The organism is Arthrobacter sp. Y3223151, from assembly GCF_059091125.1.
Window position 1 is genome coordinate 1 of record NZ_JBNHGI010000020.1, and the last position, 18,707, is coordinate 18,707.

Genomic DNA, 18,707 nt, shown 5'->3' on the forward strand with positions numbered 1-18,707 from the left:
ACTCGCCCCGATCGCGAAACTCTCCGGCAAGGTCACAGCACGCTGATCACCCCCCTCAAACCGCCGCCACAACCCGAGAAAACGTCAGCGCCTTCGCCCTCACTCTTGAGTCTTGTTCTGTCGTTGCCAGTGACACGGCTTTCGATGTCACGGCCCATGGCCTCGGTTCGCGCAACGAGATCGGCTTCTGGCTGCTTGCGTCCGGAATGCCGGAAGCTTGAGTCTGCGCGCCGATTTCGTTGCGCCCGGCGTCCGGTTCAGGTGAAGCAGGGCTGGCAAACGGCCGGTTCTTCGCCACAATAGGGCCCATGGAACAGTTCACGCCCCGCACAGCCATCGTCACCGGTTCCGACTCGGGCATCGGCCGGGCCACCGCCGTCGCCTTGGCCCGGGCCGGGCTGGACGTCGGGATCACCTGGCACTCGGACGAAGCCGGGGCCGAGGAGACGGCGCAGGAGGTCCGCGCGCTCGGCCGCAGCGCCGCCGTCGCCCAATTGGACACCACGGACCTGCCCGGCTGCGGCGACGTGGTCGATTCGCTCGCGGAGCAGCTCGGCGGGCTGGACGTGTTCGTCAACAACTCCGGCACGGGCGCCTCGGAGCCGTTCCTGGAGCTGGACTACCAGACGTGGCGCAAGGTGGTGGCCACCGACCTGGACGGCGCGTTCGTGTGCATGCAGCGCGCCGCGCGCCGGATGGCTGCGGCCGGCCGCGGCGGCCGGATCATCGCCGTGACCAGCGTGCACGAGCACCAGCCGATGATCGGGGCCGCCCCCTACGACGCCGCCAAGCACGGCCTCGGCGGGCTGGTAAAGAACATGGCGCTGGAGCTCGGCCGGCACGGCATTACGGTCAACTCCGTCGCGCCGGGGGAGATCGCCACCGCCATGACCGGCAACGAGGACGAAGATCCGCACCGCATCGACCGGCCCGGCATCCCGCTGGCCCGGCCCGGCGACGCCCGCGAGGTCGCCGCCGTGATCGCCTTCCTGGCTTCCGCGGAAGCCGGCTACGTCACCGGGGCATCGTGGGTGGTGGACGGCGGCATGCTGCAGATGGGACCGCAGGCCGGGGCGGCCGTCACCGGCCACGACTGGCGCAAGGTGTAGCCGCAACGGCCCGCACCGCGCCGTCGTTGGTTAGTTGGCGGCGATCCGCTCCGTGGAGCCGCGCACAATCAGCGAGGCCTCCAAGGTGAGCTGGGGTTGCTCGAGGTCGCGGCCTTCGATCAGGCCGCGCAGCTGTTCGCCGGCCGTGAGGCCCAGGCGGGCGGCGGGAAGGTGGACGCTGGTGAGGCCGGGGTTGCTGGTGGCGGAGTAGGGCAGGTCGTCGAAGCCGGCGACGGCGAGGTCGTCCGGGATCCGCACGCCGGCAACGCGCGCTTGCTGCAGCACGCCGTACGCGTGGGTATCGGTGGCGCAGACGACGGCGGTGACACCGGCTTGCTGCCATTCGGGCCAGGCGGCGGCAAACGCGTCGGCCGACGCGCCGACGTCGATCGTGGTGCTGATCAGGTGACTCGGGTCCGCGGTCATCCCGCGCGTCGCTGCCTCCTTCAGGAAGGCCGTCCGGCGAATGGCGAAGGTGGCTGTGCCGGTCACGCTGTCCAGGTACGCCACCCGCTGGTGGCCGGAGGCGGCCAGATGCGCCGCGAGTTCGCGGGCGCCGTGGGCCACGTCGAGGTTCACGGACGGCGCATAGGCCTCCAGCCCGGGCGCGTCGAGCAGCACCAGGGGGCCCGTGGCGGAGAGGTCCTCAAGGAACGCGGCATCGGGGGCATCCACCAGCAGGCCTGCCGGGCGGAGGGCGAGGAGCCGGCGGATGTCATCCGCGCGGGGAAATTCGCCGGCTTCGGTGACGGAGAGCAGCAGCTGGAAGTCCGCGCCGAGGGATTCCCGGACCCCGGCAACGACCTTGGCGAAGAACGGGTTGGAAATGTCCGGCGCTACCAGAACCACAATGGAGCTGACCCCCTTGGCCAGCGAACTGCCCACGCTGTCCACCACGTATCCGAGTTCGGCGATGGCCTGGCTGACCCGGGAGATGTTGTCCGCGGACACCCGCCCGCGCGTCTTGCCGTTGGCCACCAAAGAAACCGTCGCAGGGGAAACGCCGGCGCGTGCCGCCACCATCGCCGCGGTCACTCGCCGACCGACGCGCGGCGGGTGCTGGGGAGGGCGGGCGGAATCCATGAGCCCATGATAAGCGTAAGCAAGCGCCACATGGCATCAAGCGCTTGACGCGCGCTACGTCAAGCGTTTGACGTGAGCCGGAAGGGGGTGTCACACTTCCTGTGACCCAAATTCCCGCTGCGGCGGGCCCCGATGACGTGGAGAGAAAACATGGACGCCACTTCCGCGACGCCCGGACCGAAGAAGATCATCCTGGACTGCGATCCGGGGCACGACGACGCCGTGGCGCTGCTCCTGGCCCACGGCAACCCGGACATCGAACTGCTCGCCGTGACCACCGTTGTCGGCAACCAGACCCTGGCAAAGGTCACCAAGAACGCCCTGGCCGTGGGGACGATCGCCGGCATCACCGGTATCCCGTTCGCCGCCGGCTGCGACCGGCCGCTGGTGCGCACCATCGAAACCGCGCCGGACATCCATGGCGAGTCCGGCATGGACGGCCCCGCGCAGCCGGAGTCCGCCATTGAACTGGACCCGCGCCACGCCGTTGATCTCATCATCGACACGGTCATGGCGCACGAACCGGGCACCGTAACCCTGGTCCCGACCGGCGGCCTGACCAACATCGCGATGGCCGCCCGCAAGGAACCGCGCATCGTCGAGCGGGTCAAGGAAGTCGTGCTGATGGGCGGCGGTTACCACGTGGGCAACTGGTCGGCCGTGGCCGAATTCAACATCATGATCGACCCCGAGGCCGCCCACATCGTCTTCAACGAGAAGTGGCCCCTGGTCATGGTGGGACTGGACCTCACCCACCAGGCGCTGGCCACCCCCGACGTCGTCGAGCAGATCGAAGCCGTCGGCACCGGTCCGGCCCGCTTTGTCCGCGAACTGATGGACTTTTTCGCCCAAACCTACAAGGACGCACAGGGCTTCGACTACCCGCCGGTCCACGATCCGTGCGCCGTCGCCTACGTCATCGACCCCACGGTGATGACAACCCGCAAGGTCCCGGTGGACATCGAACTGCAGGGCAAGCTGACCCTCGGCATGACCGTCGCCGACTTCCGCGCCCCCGCACCGGCCGACTGTCACACCTCCGTCGCCGTGGACCTGGACCGCACCAAGTTCTGGAATTTGGTGACCGACGCGCTGGTCCGGATCGGCGAGGTAGAAATCGGCACCGCCGCCACCACAACGACGACGGCGGCGCCCGCCTCCGCGGCGGCGCCCGCCTCCGCGGCCCCCGAGACCTTCGGGACGGCAGCGAAATGAGCGCCGTTCTCCACGAAACCAAGACGACCCGCGGCGGCACCACCGCCCTGATGGTCGCCCTGCTGACGGCCTGCGTGGCCTTCCAGCTCAATGCCTCCATGCTCAGCCCCGCACTGGTCACCATGGGGGAGGAACTGCAGACGGACCAGGCCTCGATCGGCCTGTCCCAGACCTGGTTCTTTACCACCGCCGCTCTGTTCTCCCTGTTCCTGCCCCGGCTGAGCGATATCGTCGGGCGCAAGAAGATCCTCGTCGGCATGATGCTGCTGACGGCGGCTGGCTCCGTGATCGCGGCGCTGGCCCCGGACATTACGTGGCTCTTCGTGGGCCGGATCATCCAGGGCGTCAGCGGCCCTACCGTGCCGCTGTGCCTGATCATGCTGCGCACCGCCGTGTCCAACCCGCGCACCTACGGCACGCTGATGGGTGTCATCCTCGCGGTCAACGGCGGCGTGGCCGGCGTCGATGCCTTCCTCGGCGGCTACATGGCCGAGCACTACGGCTTCCGCAGCATCTTCTGGTTCATGGTGGTCCTCGCCGTGATCGCCGCGGTTCTCGTCGCCGTCCTGACGCCCGAGAGCAAACCGCAGGCCGGGACGCGGATGGACTGGACCGGCGTCGTCTTTATTGTTGTCGCGGTCGGTGCCCTGCTCACCGCACTGAACGAGGCCGCCAAGCTGGTCGGCGGGTTCTCCACGGGGACCCTGATCCTCTCGCTGGTGTTGATCGGTGTGGCCGTCGCCGCGTTCGCCGCCTTCTGGGCCACCGAAAAGCGTGCGAAGGAGCCGATGGTCGAGATTGTCCATCTGCGCCAGCGCTCCACGTGGGCGCCGCTGCTGACCACAATCCTGACCATGACCGGCATCTTCGCCGTCATCAACGGGATCGTCCCCGCCTACGTACAGGCCGCCGCTCCCGGCTTCGGCATCGGCCCCACCGAAACGGCACTGCTCATCCTGACCCCCTACGCGCTGCTGGGCTGGGTCTTCGGCCCGATTAGCGGGCGGCTCGCCCCGGTACTGGGCTACAACAACGTGCTGCGCATCGGCATGATCGGCAGCATCATCTCCCTGGTGATCATCGTGCTGTTCGGCATGGACAGCCTGCCGGTGATGGTCGCCGCCACTGCTCTGCTCGGCATCATGTACGCCGGCACCGCGAACATCATGCTCAACGGGCTCGGCGTGGTGCTCTCGCCCCCGGGCAACCCCGGCTTCCTCCCGGGCATGAACGCCGGAGCCTTCAACCTCGGCGCCGGGCTGAGCTTCCTGGTGCTGCCGGCGGTGCTCGTGGGCACCTCGGCGCTGGGCGACCGCGGTTCGTACCTCACGGCTGTGGTGGTCGGCCTGGTCATCACGGTCGCGGCCTTCGCCGCCTCGCTGCTGATCCCCAAGCCCGTCGATGCCGAGGTGGGAAAGTGAGTCCGCAGGCCGGACGCATCGTCGTCGTTGGGTCACTGAACGCGGACCTGACCATCTACACCGAGCGGCTGCCCAATCCCGGCGAAACGCTCCGCGGCGAAGGCTTCACCGTGAACCCGGGCGGCAAGAGTGCCAACCAGGCCGTGGCCGCTGGCCGGCTCGGCGGCAACGTCGCCCTGATCGGCGCGGTGGGCGAGGACTCCAACGGGGACATGCTGCTGGCCTCCGTTGCGGGGGCCGGCGTGGACGGTTCCCGCGTGCGCCGCGCCGCCGACGTCGAGACCGGCGTCGCGGTCATCACCGTTGATGCCGCGGGGGAGAACAGCATCGTCATTTCCCCCGGCGCCAACGGCACCGTAGTTCCGGAGGACGTAGCCGCAGCCAGGGACGTCTTCGATGGCGCCGCCGTGGTTTGCCTCTGCCTCGAGGTCGGCCTGGACGCCGTGGAGACGGCAGCAAGATCAGGGCACGACGCCGGAGCAACAGTGCTGCTCAACCTCTCGCCTTACGCGCCCGTGCCGCGAAGCCTGGCCGAACTGACCGACGTCCTGCTGGTCAACGCGCACGAGGCTTCGCAGTTCCTCGGCGGCGCCGAAATGCCCTGCGCCGATGCCGCAGTTGCCGACTGGGAGCAGGTGCGCTTGAAGTTTGCGGCGCAGGGGCTGGACCGCGCCGTGGTCACCCTGGGCGCCGACGGCTCCATCGTGCTGGATTCACATGCCGAGGAGGGGCGCCGTTTCACCCGGATCGCCCCCACCAAGGTTGACGCCGTGGACACCACCGGCGCCGGCGACGCCTTCACCGGGTCCCTCGCGGCACGGCTAGCCGCAGGGGAGACCCTGGCCGAGGCAGCGGCGTTCGCTTCGGTCGCTGCCGCCCTGGCGGCCACGAAGAAGGGAACCCAGGCCGCGTATCCGCGACTGGCAGACGTGGAGCGTCTGCGGGGCGCCTGACGCCTGACGCTAGAGGCCGAACGCGACCGACGTAGAAACGAACGGCGCCGTGCACCGGAAGGTGCGCGGCGCCGTCGTCGTTGGTGGGAGCTCTCATCCTCCGGGCAGAACTCTTTGTGGTCTGTCGATTAGCGAATAGATAGGCCGACGGTCCGGCACCATGGCGGCGATTATAGGTCTTCGGCTGCAGCTATCCCGGCAAAACCGCGGGCGCCACGGCACCCGACTCCCACGTCAATAAAAAATGAACGTTCGGACGGGAAATAGACCAGCAACCATTGCCAACCCGCTGCGGGTGTTGTGACACTAAGTTGCCGCCGGTAACCAGACCCTCCCACAGAGGGGCTGCCGACGGCATTCGCATGCAGTTCCATCGCAAATGATTCGACGAGGAGTCAGGTGAAAAAGACGAAACCAGCGCTCATGGCACTCTCATTGGTCCTTTCGGCCGGGTTGGCGGGAGGCCTTGCCGCCCCCGGCGCTACGGCGGCCGACACCACGGAGACCGTGCAGCAAAGCAGTGAAAAGGTCCTCGGATCGGGCGCTATCACCGTCAAGCGGGACACGTACGGCGTCCCGCACGTCTACGCGGACACGACCCGGGATCTGTTCTACGGCTACGGCTATTCCGTTGCCGAGGATCGGATGTTCCAACTGGAAATGGCCAAACGCGCCGTTCTGGGCACCTCTGCCGAAGTGCTGGGCGCGGACTACGTCGAGATCGACAAGCGCTCCCGAGCCTCCTTCGACCCGGAAGCCATCAAGGAACAAATTGCTGCCCTGCCCGCCGAAGACCGGGACATTCTCGACGGTTACGCGGCCGGTTTCAACAAGCGCGTCTCCGAGGTCATGGACAACCCCGGCGTCCTGCTGCCGAAGCAGTTCACCGACTACGGCTTCGAGCCCTCCCGCTGGTCAGGCTACGACGTGGCGATGATCTGGGTCGGCACCATGGCCAACCGATTCTCGGACAGCGCCGGGGAGCTCTCCAGCCTGCAGGTTCTCCAGCAGCTCACCGCCGAACACGGCGCGGAGCAGGGCCAGCTCCTCTTCGATCAGCTGCAGTGGATCGAAGATCCTACCGCCCCCACCACCGTGCCGCGCGAGGATAAAAAGCGTCCCAACCAGCTGGCCTCGGACAGCCCCTCGCAGATGGCCAAGCTGAACAAAGTCTCCCAGGATCTGAAGGACGACGGCTTGGAGCGGATGAAGCAGTTCGGCGGCGGCGACTGGCCGAACCTCCAGCCCGAGGCCAGCAATCTCTGGATCGTCGGCGGTAAGAAGAGCAAGGAAAAGGGCTCGGTGCTGCTCAATGGCCCCCAGTTCTCCTGGTTCAACCCCTCCTACGTCTACGGCATCGGACTGCACGGGGCCGGTTACGACGTGACGGGCAATACGCCGTTCGCCCACCCCACCATCCTCTTCGGCACCAACAAGAACATCAGCTGGGGATCCACCGCCGGGCCGCTGGACGTCAACGACGTCTACCAGGAGCAGCTGAACCCGGAAAACCCTCACGAGTACAAGTACGACGGCGATTGGGTGCCGATGGAGGTCCGCACCGAAAAGATCGAGGTCGCCGGGCAGGAACCGGTCGAACAGCAGGTTTACTCCACCATCCACGGTTTCGTGACCAGCTTTGACGAAGCGAACAACACGGCCTACTCGAAGAAACGCAGCTGGACCGGCACCGAGATCCAGTCCTTCATGGCTTGGATCAAGATCATGAAGGCCCAAAACTGGGAGGAGTACCTGGCCCAGGCAGAGAAGGTCGGCATTACGATCAACTGGTACTACGCCGACAAAAAAGGCAACATCGGCTACGTCTCCCCGGGCAAGCTGCCGATCCGCGCCGAAGGGCACGACCCGCGGCTCCCCGCCGTCGGCGACGGGTCCATGGAGTGGAAGGGCATCAGGGACTTCTCCGAAAACCCCAAGGTTTACAACCCCAAGCAGGGCTATATCGTGAACTGGAACAACCAGTCCGGTGCCGGCTTCAACGCAGGCTCAGGAAACTGGTCGCCGGTGGACCGGGTCAACGAGATCATTGAGCGGCTTGAGGACCAGCAGAAGTTCACGACCGACGAGATCTGGAACATCAACGAAGAAACCTCGTTCGCGGACCTGAACATCCGCTACTTCCGACCGTTCCTCGAGGAAGCCGTCAAGACGCTGCCCGCCAAGGACCCCGCGGTCCAGGACGTCCGGCTCCTGACAGGATGGGACGGCCAGCGCCGTGACAGTGACGGCGACGGCAAGCTCGACGGCCCCGAGGCAGCGATCATGGATGCTTGGCTGCCGATCCTGTTCGAGACAGTGCTCAAGGACGACCTGCCGGCCTCCGTTTTCGCCGGCTACTCGCAGGGCACCAGCCTGAGCCGCCCGGCGAATGGCAGCAAGCTGGTCTATAACGCACTGCTGGGTGAAGAAGCCGGCGTCGAACAGCACATCGACTTCTTCAACGGCGCGGACAAGCAGAGGGTTTTGCTTGACACCTACCGGCAGGCCCTTGCCAAGATGGAGGCCGAACACGGCGAGGACCGCGACAACTGGACCACCCCCACGTCCTACCACTCATTCTCTTACAAAAACTTCATCGGCGTCCCCCAGGCGAACCCGGACGAGGACCTGACTGGGCCGTTCTATATGAACCGGGGCACTCAAAACGACATCGTCTCGCTGTTCGGTTCACGTGCCGAAATGTGTACTGTCGCCCCGCCCGGCCAGAGCGGATTCATCGCGCCCGACGGCACCAAGTCACCGCACTACGCTGATCAACTGCAGATGTACGCGGACTTCGAATGCAAGACGGAAAACCTCTATCCGGAACAGCTCGACACCAACCTTGAAAGCGAAAAGATACTGAAGTGACCTGTTCGTAGTCGGCAGCAGGCGGCCACCGAATGTGGCCGCCTGCTGCTTTCCCTATGGACCCACTGCCAGACGACCCTTTCAATCCGCGGCGGTGTGGATGCTGTGGATAACCACAGCGACCGGCTGGCGGTGCCCCGAGCCGGGTGTCGGTTACGGGGCCGGTTCGTAGCCGACGAGCCAGTGAAGCCCGTGACGATCGATCACCTGGCCATCGGAGGCGCCCCACGGCTTCGGCGCCAGGGGATCGACCACCCGGCCGCCTACGGCGAGCTTGTCGAACCATTCGTGAAGCACCTCGGGTTCGGCGGTCCCGAGTAACGAGAGCATGACGCCCTCGAGCCGGACGCTCTTCTCCCCGGGTGCCGCATCCGATCCGGCCAGGGCGACCACGCCGTTGAGCATGCCGTGGGCTATGTGCCCCGGCGGTCCCGCACTGTTACCGAAGTCCTCATTCGTGTGCAGGGAAAGCTCTCCGCCAAAGATATCTGCGTAGAAGCCCAGTGCTTCGCGGGCGGTGCCGGGGAAGCTGATGTAGATCTGCGGTGCCGTCATGGGCACAGCCTACCGATACGGATTGCCGGCCTTCTAGGGGTGCCGGTCTCGAGGATAAGAGGAAGAGGGATGTTCCCTGCACCGCGGTGCGGGGAACATCCCTCTTTCGCTCGCCCTGAGGCAGCGCGGAGCCTACCCGAAGTACTTCGGCAGGGTGCCCTCGTGGGCTTCCTTCAGTTCGGCCAGCGGCACGGAGAACTCGCTCTGGAAGTCCAGCGCGCCATTCTCGGTGTCCACCACGCCGATGCGCATGAACGGGAAGCCCCGCGCGCCGCACATGTCCTTGAAACGGACCTCTTCGCTGCGCGCCACGGACACGACGGCGCGTGCCTGGGACTCGCTGAACAGCAGCGTGAACAGGTCCACGCCGTCGCGTTCGCAGACCTCGCCCAAGCCGATCCGGGCACCGACGCCGAAGCGCAGCGCCATCTCGGACAGGGCGGCGGCCAGGCCGCCTTCGGAGAGGTCGTGGGCGGCGTCGATCATGCCGTCCCGGGAGGCGTTGATCAGCAGCTCGCCCAGCAGCTTCTCGGCCGCCAGGTCCACGACCGGGGGCTTGCCGCCCAGGTGCCCGCGCAGGTTGGCCCATTCGGAGCCGTCCAGCTCGTCGCGGGTGGTGCCCATCAGGTAGATCGCCTGGCCGTCCTCCCGCCAGCCCGACGGGGTGCGGCGGCCGACGTCATCGAGCTTGCCGAGCATCGCTACGACCGGCGTCGGGTGGATCGGGGTGTTGCCGGTCTGGTTGTACAGCGAGACGTTGCCGCCGGTGACCGGGACGCCCAGCTCCATGCAGCCGTCGGAGAGGCCGCGGATCGCTTCGGCCAGCTGCCACATGACGTCCGGGTCCTCCGGCGAGCCGAAGTTCAGGCAGTCGGACACCGCCATCGGGATGGCTCCCACGGTTGCGACGTTCCGGTAGGCCTCGGCCAGGGCCAGTTGCGCTCCCTGGTAGGGATCCAGGTAGGTGTAGCGGCCGTTGGCGTCGGTGGCCAGGGCAACCCCGAGGCCGGTCTCCTCGTCCACCCGGACCACTCCGGCGTCGTCGGGCATGGCCAGCGCGGTGTTGCCGCCCACGTAGCGGTCGTACTGGTTGGTCACCCAGTCCTTCGAGCACATGTTCGGCGAGGCCATCAGCTCCAGCACGGCCGCCTTGAGGTCCTCGGCGCCGGCCGGGGGGTTGGCGCCGGCGGCGGAGGCGCGGAAGGTGTCGGCCTGGAGCTGGTCCTGCCATTCCGGGCGGGCGTAGGGGCGGTTGTAGACCGGGCCGTCGTGGGCGACGGTGCGGGGATCGACGTCGACGATGGTCTCGCCGTCCCACTTGATCACCAGCCGCCCGGTGTCGGTGACCTCGCCCAGCCAGGAGTATTCCACGGCCCACTTGGCCATGACGGCCTCGAACGCCTCGACGTTCTCGGGCGAAACCACGGCCATCATGCGTTCCTGCGACTCGGACATCAGGATTTCGCCCGGCGTCAGGGTCGGATCGCGCAGCAGCACCGAGGTCAGCTCGACGTCCATGCCGCCGTCGCCGTTGGATGCCAGTTCCGAGGTGGCGCAGGAGATGCCGGCGGCCCCCAGGTCCTGGATGCCCTCGACCAGCGAGCCCTTGAATAGTTCCAGGCAGCACTCGATGAGCACCTTTTCCGCGAACGGGTCGCCGACCTGGACCGCGGGGCGCTTGGAGGGCTTGGTGTCGTCGAAGGACTCCGAGGACAGGATGGAGGCGCCGCCGATGCCGTCGCCGCCGGTGCGCGCGCCGAACAGCACCACCTTGTTGCCCTTGCCGGAGGCGTTGGCCAGCCGGATGTCCTCGTGGCGCATGACGCCCACGGCCAGGGCGTTCACCAGCGGGTTGCCCTGGTAGACAGAGTCGAAGACGACCTCGCCGCCCACATTCGGCAGGCCCAGCGAGTTGCCGTAGCCGCCGATGCCGGCGACCGCACCGTGGACCACGCGGGCGGTGTCCGGGTGGTCAATGGCGCCGAAGCGAAGCGGGTCCATCACGGCCACCGGGCGTGCGCCCATGGAAATAATGTCGCGGACGATGCCGCCGATGCCGGTCGCGGCGCCCTGGTACGGCTCGACCATGGTGGGCGAGTTGTGCGACTCGATCTTGAAGGTCACGGCCCAGCCGTCACCCAGGTCCGTCACGCCGGCGTTCTCGCCGATGCCCACCAGCATGTGCTTCTTCATGTCCTCGGTGACCTTGTCGCCGAACTGGCGCAGGTGGACCTTGGACGACTTGTAGGAGCAGTGCTCGGACCACATCACCGAATACATGGCCAGCTCGGCGGCGGTCGGGCGGCGGCCCAGCACCTTGACGACCTCGTCGAACTCGTTGCGCTTCAGACCCAGCTCGGCCCAGGGCAACTCGGTGTCCGGGGTCTGCGCGGCATGCTCCACGGTGTCGATGTTGAACTGACGCCCCTCGGCGCGTTCGACGGCGTCGGCCGCCCCGCCGTAGCTCTGCACGTGCTCATTGCGTGCCTCGGCCTCGGTTTCCAGCCGGGTATCCACTGATGCGCTGGTCGGATTGGTTTCGGTCATTTACTTGGCACCTGCCACAATCTTCGTCAAAACGGAGGTGAAAATTCCCAGGCCATCGGTGCCGCCGCGCAGCTCGACGTCACCGAAGGCGGAAGAGTCCGGGCCGAAGCCGGCCTCCACGGCGTGTTCCGGGTGCGGCATCAGGCCCACCACGTTGCCCGCGGCGTTGGTGATGCCGGCGATGTCGCGGCGCGACCCGTTCGGGTTCCCGTCCGAATAGCGGAACACCACGCGGTTCTCGGCTTCCAGCTCGTCCAGCGTCTTCTCGTCGGCGACGTACTGGCCGTCCTGGTTCTTCAGCGGCACCACAATCTCCGCGCCGGCTTCGTACTGGCTGGTCCAGGCGGTGGTGTTGTTCTCCACGCGCAGCCTCTGGTCGCGGCAGAGGAAGTGCAGGTGGTTGTTCTTGATCATCGAGCCGGGCAGCAGATGTGCCTCGGTCAGCACCTGGAAGCCGTTGCAGATGCCCAGCACCGGCAGCGGATCGTGCTGCGCGTTGGCGGCGTCGGCGATCTGCTCCATCAGCGGGGCAAACCGGGAGATGGCGCCGGCGCGCAGGTAATCGCCGTAGGAGAAGCCGCCGGGGATGATCACGCCGTCCACGCCCTGCAGGTCGTGGTCGCCGTGCCACAGGCTGACCGCGGTGCCGCCGGCAATGCGGACGGCACGGGCCGCGTCGCGGTCATCCAGGGTGCCGGGGAAGGTGACGACGCCGATGCGCGCGCCTGAGAGGCCTGCGTCCGGGGCGGGCGAGAAGTCGCCGATCAGGGGAGTCTCAGTCATTATTCGCCGGCCCCGATGGTCGCCTCGGTGATGACCTCCACCCGGGTGACGTCTTCGATCACGGGGTTGGAGAGCAGCGTGGCGGCGGCATGCCGGGCCTGTTCCAGGAGTTCCTCGGTCACCTCGCCGTCAACCGTCAGCTCGAAGCGCTTGCCCTGACGGACTTCACTGAAGCCGGCCAGGCCCAGGCGGTTCAGCGCGCCGGCAATGGCTTTGCCCTGCGGATCAAGGATTTCGGGCTTGGGCATGACATCAACAACGATCCGGGGCATCCGGCCACTCCTGTGCTTGGATTGTGCTCTTCAAACGAAGCGAGGCGCGCGGAACTCAGTGCAGTGTCAATCCAACAATTGGTGCCGTCTCACGCTGACCCAGCGCTCCGCGAGCTTGCAGCACCATTCTACCGGCATCGCGGGGTGCTGATTTTACGGGACGACGACGGCGGATCCCGGCAAAACCGTGCCGTCGGCCAGCGGGGCTCGTAGCATGGTCTCCATGACGGAGAAGCCGCAGTCGATGCTGCTGCCCATCTTGGCCGCCGTAGTGTTGGGCGGCCTGGGGCGGATGGTCATCCGGAAGAAGCGCGAAGACCGGCGGACCGCCCGCGCCGCACGCCAGGATCTTGGCCGCCGCGTGAGCGAAGTCATGCGCGACGGCCGACGCTAACCTAATCGGCGCTAAACTTCGCCCAGCCGGTGGCAACGGCGCCGCTGACCTGGTCGGCTACGGGGACGTCGACCCGGCCGGCCACGGCGACGCTGACTTGGCCGGCTACGCCGACGCTGACCTGATCGGCGCTAAACTTCGCCGGCCCGGCCCCCCAGCAGGGCGGCCATGGCATTCCACTCGGAGATCTTGCACCCGTCCGTGAGGGAAAAGTGCTTGTTCACCTCGCGGCCGTTGAAGGTGCCGGTGACGTGCGCTTGCTGCGGACCGCCGTATTGCTGGGTGCAGAGACGGTTGGGATCGGGCAGCTCGAAAAAGACCCTGTCCCCGTGCTTGGCCAGCGCCGCGCACGCGCCCTCCGGGTCGCTGACCGTGGAACCATCGGCGGGACGGGAATCCTGGCACACCAATAGTTGCTCAAACCGGGCGGTGCTGTCCGCGGAGGTCAGCATGATGGATAGTTCCGCATCCATGGCCACTCCTTTCTGGTCTTCCGTCGGGGCGGGCTCCGGCGAAGCGGGCTCCGTCCGGGCCGGTCGCGAGGGAGCGGGTACCGTCGGGGGTTCCGAGCGAGCGGGTTCCGACGGGGAAGGGGTCTCGCCGTCGCCCGGGGAAGCTGGAACGGCGATGCCGGGGGAAGGCTGCGGCTGGTCGCCCTGGCCGCAGGCCGCAAGCCAGGGCAGGAAGAGCAGGCAGGAAAGGAGCACCGACGCTTGGCGGCAACGGGCCCGCCGTGTGCTCGGACGCTCCGCGTCAACCGCCATGATCAATCCTCCGTTCGGATGTTTCCCGGAGCGGTGTGCCGCGCGCCCTCACGGTGCGACGACGAGTCCCCCTCCGTCCCGCGGTCGGGAGCATCAAGCGCCTCCGGCACGTCCAGCGCCTCCAGCATGTCCAGCGCTTCCAAGAGCCGGAGGCGCAGCGCCTGGGCCTCGTCGGCAAACGCCCGCTGGGCCGCCACGTACTGGGCGCGGCCCTCGGTGGTCTCGATCCTGACCGGTTCGTAGCCCCAGCCCGAGAGGTCGTAGGGCGAGGCCCGCATGTCCAGTTCGCGGATCCGCCAGGACAGCTCGAAGCACTCCATCACCAGTTCGCTGGGCAGCGCCGGGGCAAGCTTGTACGCCCACTTGTACAGGTCCATGTTGGCGTGCAGGCAGCCGGGCTGTTCCATCTGCCGCTGGTTTTCCCGGGTGGGCCGCAGCGTGTTCAGCGGTACGGCCTGCGGCGTGTAGAACCGGAAGGCGTCGAAGTGCGAGCAGTTGATCCGGCTGCTGTCCACCACCTGGTCCGTTCCCTCGGCGCCGAGCCGCAGGTCCAGGTAGTCGTGCCGGACGCCGTTGAGCCGTGACTTGTAGGCCATCGCCCACTCGTGCAGCCCGAAGCAGCCGAACCGGGCCGGCCGCGACGCGGCACCGGCGAGGATTTCCCGCGAGAACGCCACCGCGGTTCCCCGCGCCGCAAGGAAGGCCTCGGCGTCGAAGGTGACCGCACCGGCGTCGTGCTCCACACCCGCGGTGCGGCACTCGGCGGCGGTCGGCGCCCGGTAGAACTTCCACCCCCGGCGGTCGCCGGCGTCGGCGCCGGTCAACACCACGCCCGCGCCGGGATGCCAGCGCGCCAGCTGCCCCGGTTTGAGACTGTAATAGGTGAACAGGAAGTCTTCCACCGGGTGTTTCAGCCCGGCCGAGCGGCGCTGCAGGTAGGGCTCGGTGAAGCGCCCGGCGCGCTCGCCGTGGGCCCGGGCGCGCGGCAGCCACTGCTCCGGTTCGAGCACCCGGAGCCGGTCGAGGAGAACCTGCGGCGCCATGGTTCCATTGTCCCAGCCGCCGCGCCAGATTGGCACCCGGCTTATAGCACCGCCGGCCCCGGCAGGGAAGTACGCGCAGGAATTTTCCGCCATGCCGCACCCAAGAAGGGTGAAACGGTTCTTTCAGACCTTCCGGTGCGGTACTTTGATCCCACAGACGCACCAATGTGGCTGTTGTCACAGTTGGGGATGGGGCCGGCCTCGCACGCCGGGGAAATCCAATACCCTGCGGGCCGTACGGCCTGCAGGATAGGCATTCGGCTGCGTCTGCGGCCCGACCAAAGCGGTCGGTCCACCGGATGAAAGGCATTTCCTTCTCATGACACAGCAAAGCAGCAGCTTTGTGCACCTGCAGGGATTGCGCTCTGCCGCGGCACTCGCACTGGGGATACCGCTGATCCTCTCCGGGCTTGCCGGCCCGGCGGCGGCCGCACCCGCCGACCTTGCCCGCACCATCAGCTCGAATCCGGATGGCCAGCAGGCCGTCTACGAGGACGGCCGCTACATCGTGATGCTCTCCGGCGATCCGCTGGCCACCTATGAAGGCGGCGTGTCCGGCATCGCGGCAACGAAGCCCGCGCCGGGCGAAAAGCTGAACGGAAACAGCGCCAACGCCAAGAAGTATCGGGCACACCTGCAGGAGCAGCAGAACGACGTCGCTGCCTCCCAGGGCGTGAAGATCGGGAAGAGCTTCACGACGGCGGTGAACGGCTTCGCGGCGGAGCTGACCGGACTGCAGGCCGCCGAGCTGGCCAAGAAGCCCGGCGTGGCGGCGGTAGCTCCGGACGAGCAGCACCACCCTGACTACTCCAGCACCGATTTCCTGGACCTGCCCGGCGGCAACGGCGTCTGGGCCGAACAGTATGGCGGCGAGCAAAACGCCGGCAAGGGAACCGTGGTCGGCGTGATCGACACCGGCTACTACCCGGACAGCGACTTCCTGGCCGGCGAAGAGGTCAAGCCGCTGACCGGCAAGGCCAAGGTCGGCGAACCGTACCTGACGCCGGATGGCAAGATCGCCATGCTCAAGGCAGACGGCAGCACGTTCCTGGGCGAATGCCAGCCGGGCCAGGAAGGCTCCGGCTTCGACGGCACCGAATGCAACTCCAAGGTGCTCAGCGCCCGCTACTACGCCGACGACTTCCTGGCCTACGTGCCGCCGGAAGACCGGCACCCGCAGGAGTCCATCTCCCCGCTGGACATCGCCAGCCACGGCACCCACACCGCCACCACGGCCGCCGGCAACAGCGGCGTGACACAGACCGTCGACGGCCGCGACTTCGGCACCGGCAACGGTGTGGCACCGGCCGCCAAGGTCGCCGTCTACAAGATCTGCTGGGAGGACAACGACGACGCCACCGGCGGCTGCTACACCTCGGCCTCCGTGTCGGCGATCGAGCAGGCCATCCTCGACGGCGTCGACGTGCTCAACTACTCCATCTCCGGCAACAACAACTCGGTGCTGGACCCGGTGTCGGTGGCGTTCCTGAGCGCGGCCGAAGTGGGCGTTTTCGTCTCCGCCTCCGCCGGCAACTCGGGCCCGGCTCCCGCCACCGTCAACCACAGCGCACCCTGGGTAACCACGGTGGCGGCCAGCACGTTCTCCAACGAACTGCAGGGCACCGTGGAACTCTCGGACGGCACCAAGTACCGCGGCACGTCCATCATGAACCGCGAGGTTCCGCAGACGGCGCTGATCCTTTCCGCGCAGGCCGGTGCGGCCGGCGCCACCGGTGACGAGGCACGCTTGTGCTACCCCGGCAAGCTCGATCCGGCCAAGGTCGACGGCAAGATCGTCATCTGCGACCGCGGCGTGATCGCCCGTGCGGACAAGTCGGTGGCCGTCGAGCAGGCCGGCGGTATCGGCATGGTGCTCGTCAACGTGACGCCCGGGTCGCTAGACCTGGACCTGCACGCCGTCCCCACCGTGCACATCGACGACCCGTCCATCAAGGACAAGGTTGCCGCTGACCCGTCGCTGACCGCGGCGCTGCGCGACCGTGACACCACGGGGCTGCCGCAAAGCCCGGTCCCGCAGGTCGCCGAGTTCTCTTCGCGCGGTCCGTCCACGGCGGTGGACTCGAACCTGCTGAAGCCGGACGTTGCGGCCCCAGGTGTGAACGTGCTCGCCGGAGTTTCCCCGGTGGTTGGCGGCGAGACCAGCGGCTTCATGTCCGGCACCTCAATGGCCGCGCCGCACGTGGCAGGCCTCGGCGCGCTGCTGCTGGCCAAGAACCCCAAGTGGTCCCCGGCCACTGTGAAGTCGGCGATGATGACCACCGCCGGCGACCTGGTTACCGAGGACGGCTCGGTGAACGAAGACCGCTTCGCCACCGGCGCCGGCCACGTGGATACCGCCCGGATGGGCGATCCCGGCGTGGCCTACGATGCCGATATCAACGACTGGCTCGGCTTCATCCAGGGCACCGGCCTGGACCTCGGCCTGAAAAAGCGGGACACCGTCGAGTCCAAGGACATCAACGTTCCCTCGTTTGCCCTCGGGAAGCTGGCCGGCAAGGTCACCGTGGAGCGCACGCTCACCGCCTTGAAGCCCGGCACCTACACGGTGGACGTGGACCTGCCGGGCGTGAACGTGAAGGTCTCGCCCTCGAAGCTGACCTTCAAGAAGGCCGGCCAGGAACGCTCGTTCAAGGTCACTTTCGAAAACGCGGATGCGCCGCTGGATCAGTTCACCATGGGTGAGCTGGTCTGGACGGAAGAGGCCAAGGGCGCCGGGCAGCACGCGGTTGCCTCGCCCATCGCCGTCCGTCCGGTCACCGCGGTGGCACCCGCCAGCGTGGCGTTCGCTTCCGACGGCGGCGACGGCACCGGCACGATCGAGGTCACCTCGGGCACCAACTCGCCGATCGACCTCGCCGTCGAGGGCCTGGCCAAGGCCAACGCCACCGCGGTGGAGAAGGTTCCCGGCCAGCCCGCCGTGATCGGTTCCAACGGCAGCACCGGATTCGCCCCGCAGGCGGTGCCGGCAGGTGCCACGCTGGCGCAGTTCTCCATCACGGCGGCCGACCCGGGGGCAGACTGGGATCTGTACGTCTACACCCCCGCCGGCACCGTGATCTCGGCGGCCACGGCGTCGGCGAGCGAGTCCCTGGCCATCAACAATCCGGCGCCCGGCACGTACTATGCCATCGCGCACCTGTACAGCAGCCCGGACGGCAAGGCCAGCAAGGGAACCATCGACACGGTGGCGCTGAGCGGTGACGCCGGCAACCTGGCGGTCAGCCCGGATCCGCTGCAGCTGGCCAACGGCGAGAACGGCACGGTAACCGCCGCCTGGTCCGGCCTGGCAGCGGGCAGCTGGGTGGGCCTGATCAAGTTCGGCGACGGCGCGGCCACTGCGGTGACGGTAAACGTCTCCGGCAACGGTGCCGCGGCGCAGGCGCCGGCAGCTGAAGGTGCCGCCGTGATAGTCGACGGCAGTGCCTCGCCGCAGCCCGGGCAGCACTCCGGCCGCTAGCGGCGTCGGCGGTCCTGGCCGCTGACAGCACCTGAACAAGCGGGAGGGTGGCCGGTGGATACGTCCACCGGCCACCCTCCCGCCGCATCTTCCGGCAGCTCCGTGCGTTGGCGCGAGCTAGTTGTATTGACCTGAGAGGTTGGGTACGCGGCTGGCCGGTGGCTGACCTTTGAGTGAGGTGTGCCCGCGGTGGAAATTGTAGACGTGAAGCCAGCCGGC

14 protein-coding genes are annotated in these 18,707 nt (G+C 67.5%); 7 read left to right on the plus strand and 7 right to left on the minus strand.

The annotated features are described in order from the left end of the window. The first annotated feature begins 308 nt into the window (after nucleotides 1–308). A complete protein-coding gene (locus AC5RUP_RS16755; protein ID WP_494158778.1) occupies nucleotides 309–1,109 on the plus strand; it encodes an SDR family oxidoreductase in 801 nt (266 codons plus the stop codon). A gap of 30 nt (nucleotides 1,110–1,139) precedes the next feature. On the opposite strand, the gene AC5RUP_RS16760 is transcribed toward AC5RUP_RS16755, so the two are convergent. Beyond that, nucleotides 1,140–2,132 (minus strand): LacI family DNA-binding transcriptional regulator, encoded by a 993-nt coding sequence (locus AC5RUP_RS16760; protein ID WP_494153632.1) that lies wholly within the window; start codon nucleotides 2,130–2,132, stop codon nucleotides 1,140–1,142. Between the two features lie 210 nt (nucleotides 2,133–2,342). On the opposite strand from AC5RUP_RS16760, the gene uriH reads away from it, so the two are divergent. From uriH to AC5RUP_RS16780, 4 genes are all read left to right on the plus strand, one after another. Beyond that, a complete protein-coding gene (gene uriH, locus AC5RUP_RS16765; RefSeq protein ID WP_494153630.1) occupies nucleotides 2,343–3,407 on the plus strand; it encodes a uridine-preferring nucleoside hydrolase UriH in 1,065 nt (354 codons plus the stop codon). Then, nucleotides 3,404–4,828 carry a uridine transporter UriT gene (gene uriT / locus AC5RUP_RS16770; RefSeq protein ID WP_494153629.1) on the plus strand — a complete coding sequence of 475 codons (1,425 nt, stop codon included), beginning with the start codon at nucleotides 3,404–3,406 and terminating at the stop codon, nucleotides 4,826–4,828. The genes uriH and uriT overlap by 4 nt, the downstream gene beginning before the upstream one ends. Beyond that, nucleotides 4,825–5,781, plus strand: a complete 957-nt coding sequence (locus tag AC5RUP_RS16775; RefSeq protein ID WP_494153628.1) for a ribokinase — start codon at nucleotides 4,825–4,827, stop codon at nucleotides 5,779–5,781. The genes uriT and AC5RUP_RS16775 overlap by 4 nt, the downstream gene beginning before the upstream one ends. A gap of 423 nt (nucleotides 5,782–6,204) precedes the next feature. Further along, nucleotides 6,205–8,652: a penicillin acylase family protein gene (locus AC5RUP_RS16780; RefSeq protein WP_494158779.1), complete on the plus strand. Its 2,448-nt coding sequence runs from the start codon at nucleotides 6,205–6,207 to the stop codon at nucleotides 8,650–8,652. A gap of 153 nt (nucleotides 8,653–8,805) precedes the next feature. On the opposite strand, the gene AC5RUP_RS16785 is transcribed toward AC5RUP_RS16780, so the two are convergent. The 4 genes from AC5RUP_RS16785 to purS all read right to left on the minus strand — a co-directional run bounded on the left by AC5RUP_RS16785 (nucleotide 8,806) and on the right by purS (nucleotide 12,809). Beyond that, nucleotides 8,806–9,207, minus strand: coding sequence for a VOC family protein (locus AC5RUP_RS16785; protein WP_494153626.1), 402 nt, complete (start codon nucleotides 9,205–9,207; stop codon nucleotides 8,806–8,808). Between the two features lie 132 nt (nucleotides 9,208–9,339). Next, nucleotides 9,340–11,754 carry a phosphoribosylformylglycinamidine synthase subunit PurL gene (gene purL, locus AC5RUP_RS16790; protein ID WP_494153625.1) on the minus strand — a complete coding sequence of 805 codons (2,415 nt, stop codon included), beginning with the start codon at nucleotides 11,752–11,754 and terminating at the stop codon, nucleotides 9,340–9,342. Then, on the minus strand, nucleotides 11,755–12,537 hold the full coding sequence (gene purQ, locus AC5RUP_RS16795; protein WP_494153624.1) for a phosphoribosylformylglycinamidine synthase subunit PurQ: 783 nt from the start codon (nucleotides 12,535–12,537) through the stop codon (nucleotides 11,755–11,757). Then, a complete protein-coding gene (gene purS, locus AC5RUP_RS16800; protein ID WP_494002056.1) occupies nucleotides 12,537–12,809 on the minus strand; it encodes a phosphoribosylformylglycinamidine synthase subunit PurS in 273 nt (90 codons plus the stop codon). The genes purQ and purS overlap by 1 nt, the downstream gene beginning before the upstream one ends. Nucleotides 12,810–13,032: 223 nt before the next feature. On the opposite strand from purS, the gene AC5RUP_RS16805 reads away from it, so the two are divergent. Then, entirely contained in the window at nucleotides 13,033–13,203 is a 171-nt protein-coding gene (locus AC5RUP_RS16805; RefSeq protein ID WP_494153623.1) for a hypothetical protein, read from the plus strand. A 131-nt stretch (nucleotides 13,204–13,334) separates the two neighbouring features. On the opposite strand, the gene AC5RUP_RS16810 is transcribed toward AC5RUP_RS16805, so the two are convergent. Continuing rightward, nucleotides 13,335–13,676: a serine protease inhibitor gene (locus AC5RUP_RS16810; protein WP_494153622.1), complete on the minus strand. Its 342-nt coding sequence runs from the start codon at nucleotides 13,674–13,676 to the stop codon at nucleotides 13,335–13,337. A 293-nt stretch (nucleotides 13,677–13,969) separates the two neighbouring features. Continuing rightward, nucleotides 13,970–15,010 (minus strand): 3-methyladenine DNA glycosylase, encoded by a 1,041-nt coding sequence (locus tag AC5RUP_RS16815; RefSeq protein WP_494153621.1) that lies wholly within the window; start codon nucleotides 15,008–15,010, stop codon nucleotides 13,970–13,972. Nucleotides 15,011–15,329: 319 nt separating this feature from the next. On the opposite strand from AC5RUP_RS16815, the gene AC5RUP_RS16820 reads away from it, so the two are divergent. Next, nucleotides 15,330–18,488: a S8 family peptidase gene (locus tag AC5RUP_RS16820; protein ID WP_494153620.1), complete on the plus strand. Its 3,159-nt coding sequence runs from the start codon at nucleotides 15,330–15,332 to the stop codon at nucleotides 18,486–18,488. Nucleotides 18,489–18,707 lie beyond the last annotated feature (219 nt).

Bases quoted from the DNA above. Each gene is read 5' to 3' on its own strand.
- uriH (WP_494153630.1), top strand. From the start codon at position 2,343: ATGGACGCCACTTCCGCGACGCCCGGACCGAAGAAGATCATCCTGGAC.
- AC5RUP_RS16760 (WP_494153632.1), bottom strand. From the start codon at position 2,132: ATGGTGGCGGCACGCGCCGGCGTTTCCCCTGCGACGGTTTCTTTGGTG.
- AC5RUP_RS16785 (WP_494153626.1), bottom strand. From the start codon at position 9,207: ATGACGGCACCGCAGATCTACATCAGCTTCCCCGGCACCGCCCGCGAA.
- AC5RUP_RS16820 (WP_494153620.1), top strand. From the start codon at position 15,330: ATGACACAGCAAAGCAGCAGCTTTGTGCACCTGCAGGGATTGCGCTCT.
- AC5RUP_RS16805 (WP_494153623.1), top strand. From the start codon at position 13,033: ATGACGGAGAAGCCGCAGTCGATGCTGCTGCCCATCTTGGCCGCCGTA.
- AC5RUP_RS16780 (WP_494158779.1), top strand. From the start codon at position 6,205: ATGGCACTCTCATTGGTCCTTTCGGCCGGGTTGGCGGGAGGCCTTGCC.
- AC5RUP_RS16810 (WP_494153622.1), bottom strand. From the start codon at position 13,676: ATGGATGCGGAACTATCCATCATGCTGACCTCCGCGGACAGCACCGCC.
- purQ (WP_494153624.1), bottom strand. From the start codon at position 12,537: ATGACTGAGACTCCCCTGATCGGCGACTTCTCGCCCGCCCCGGACGCA.
- purS (WP_494002056.1), bottom strand. From the start codon at position 12,809: ATGCCCCGGATCGTTGTTGATGTCATGCCCAAGCCCGAAATCCTTGAT.
- purL (WP_494153625.1), bottom strand. From the start codon at position 11,754: ATGACCGAAACCAATCCGACCAGCGCATCAGTGGATACCCGGCTGGAA.
- uriT (WP_494153629.1), top strand. From the start codon at position 3,404: ATGAGCGCCGTTCTCCACGAAACCAAGACGACCCGCGGCGGCACCACC.
- AC5RUP_RS16815 (WP_494153621.1), bottom strand. From the start codon at position 15,010: ATGGCGCCGCAGGTTCTCCTCGACCGGCTCCGGGTGCTCGAACCGGAG.
- AC5RUP_RS16755 (WP_494158778.1), top strand. From the start codon at position 309: ATGGAACAGTTCACGCCCCGCACAGCCATCGTCACCGGTTCCGACTCG.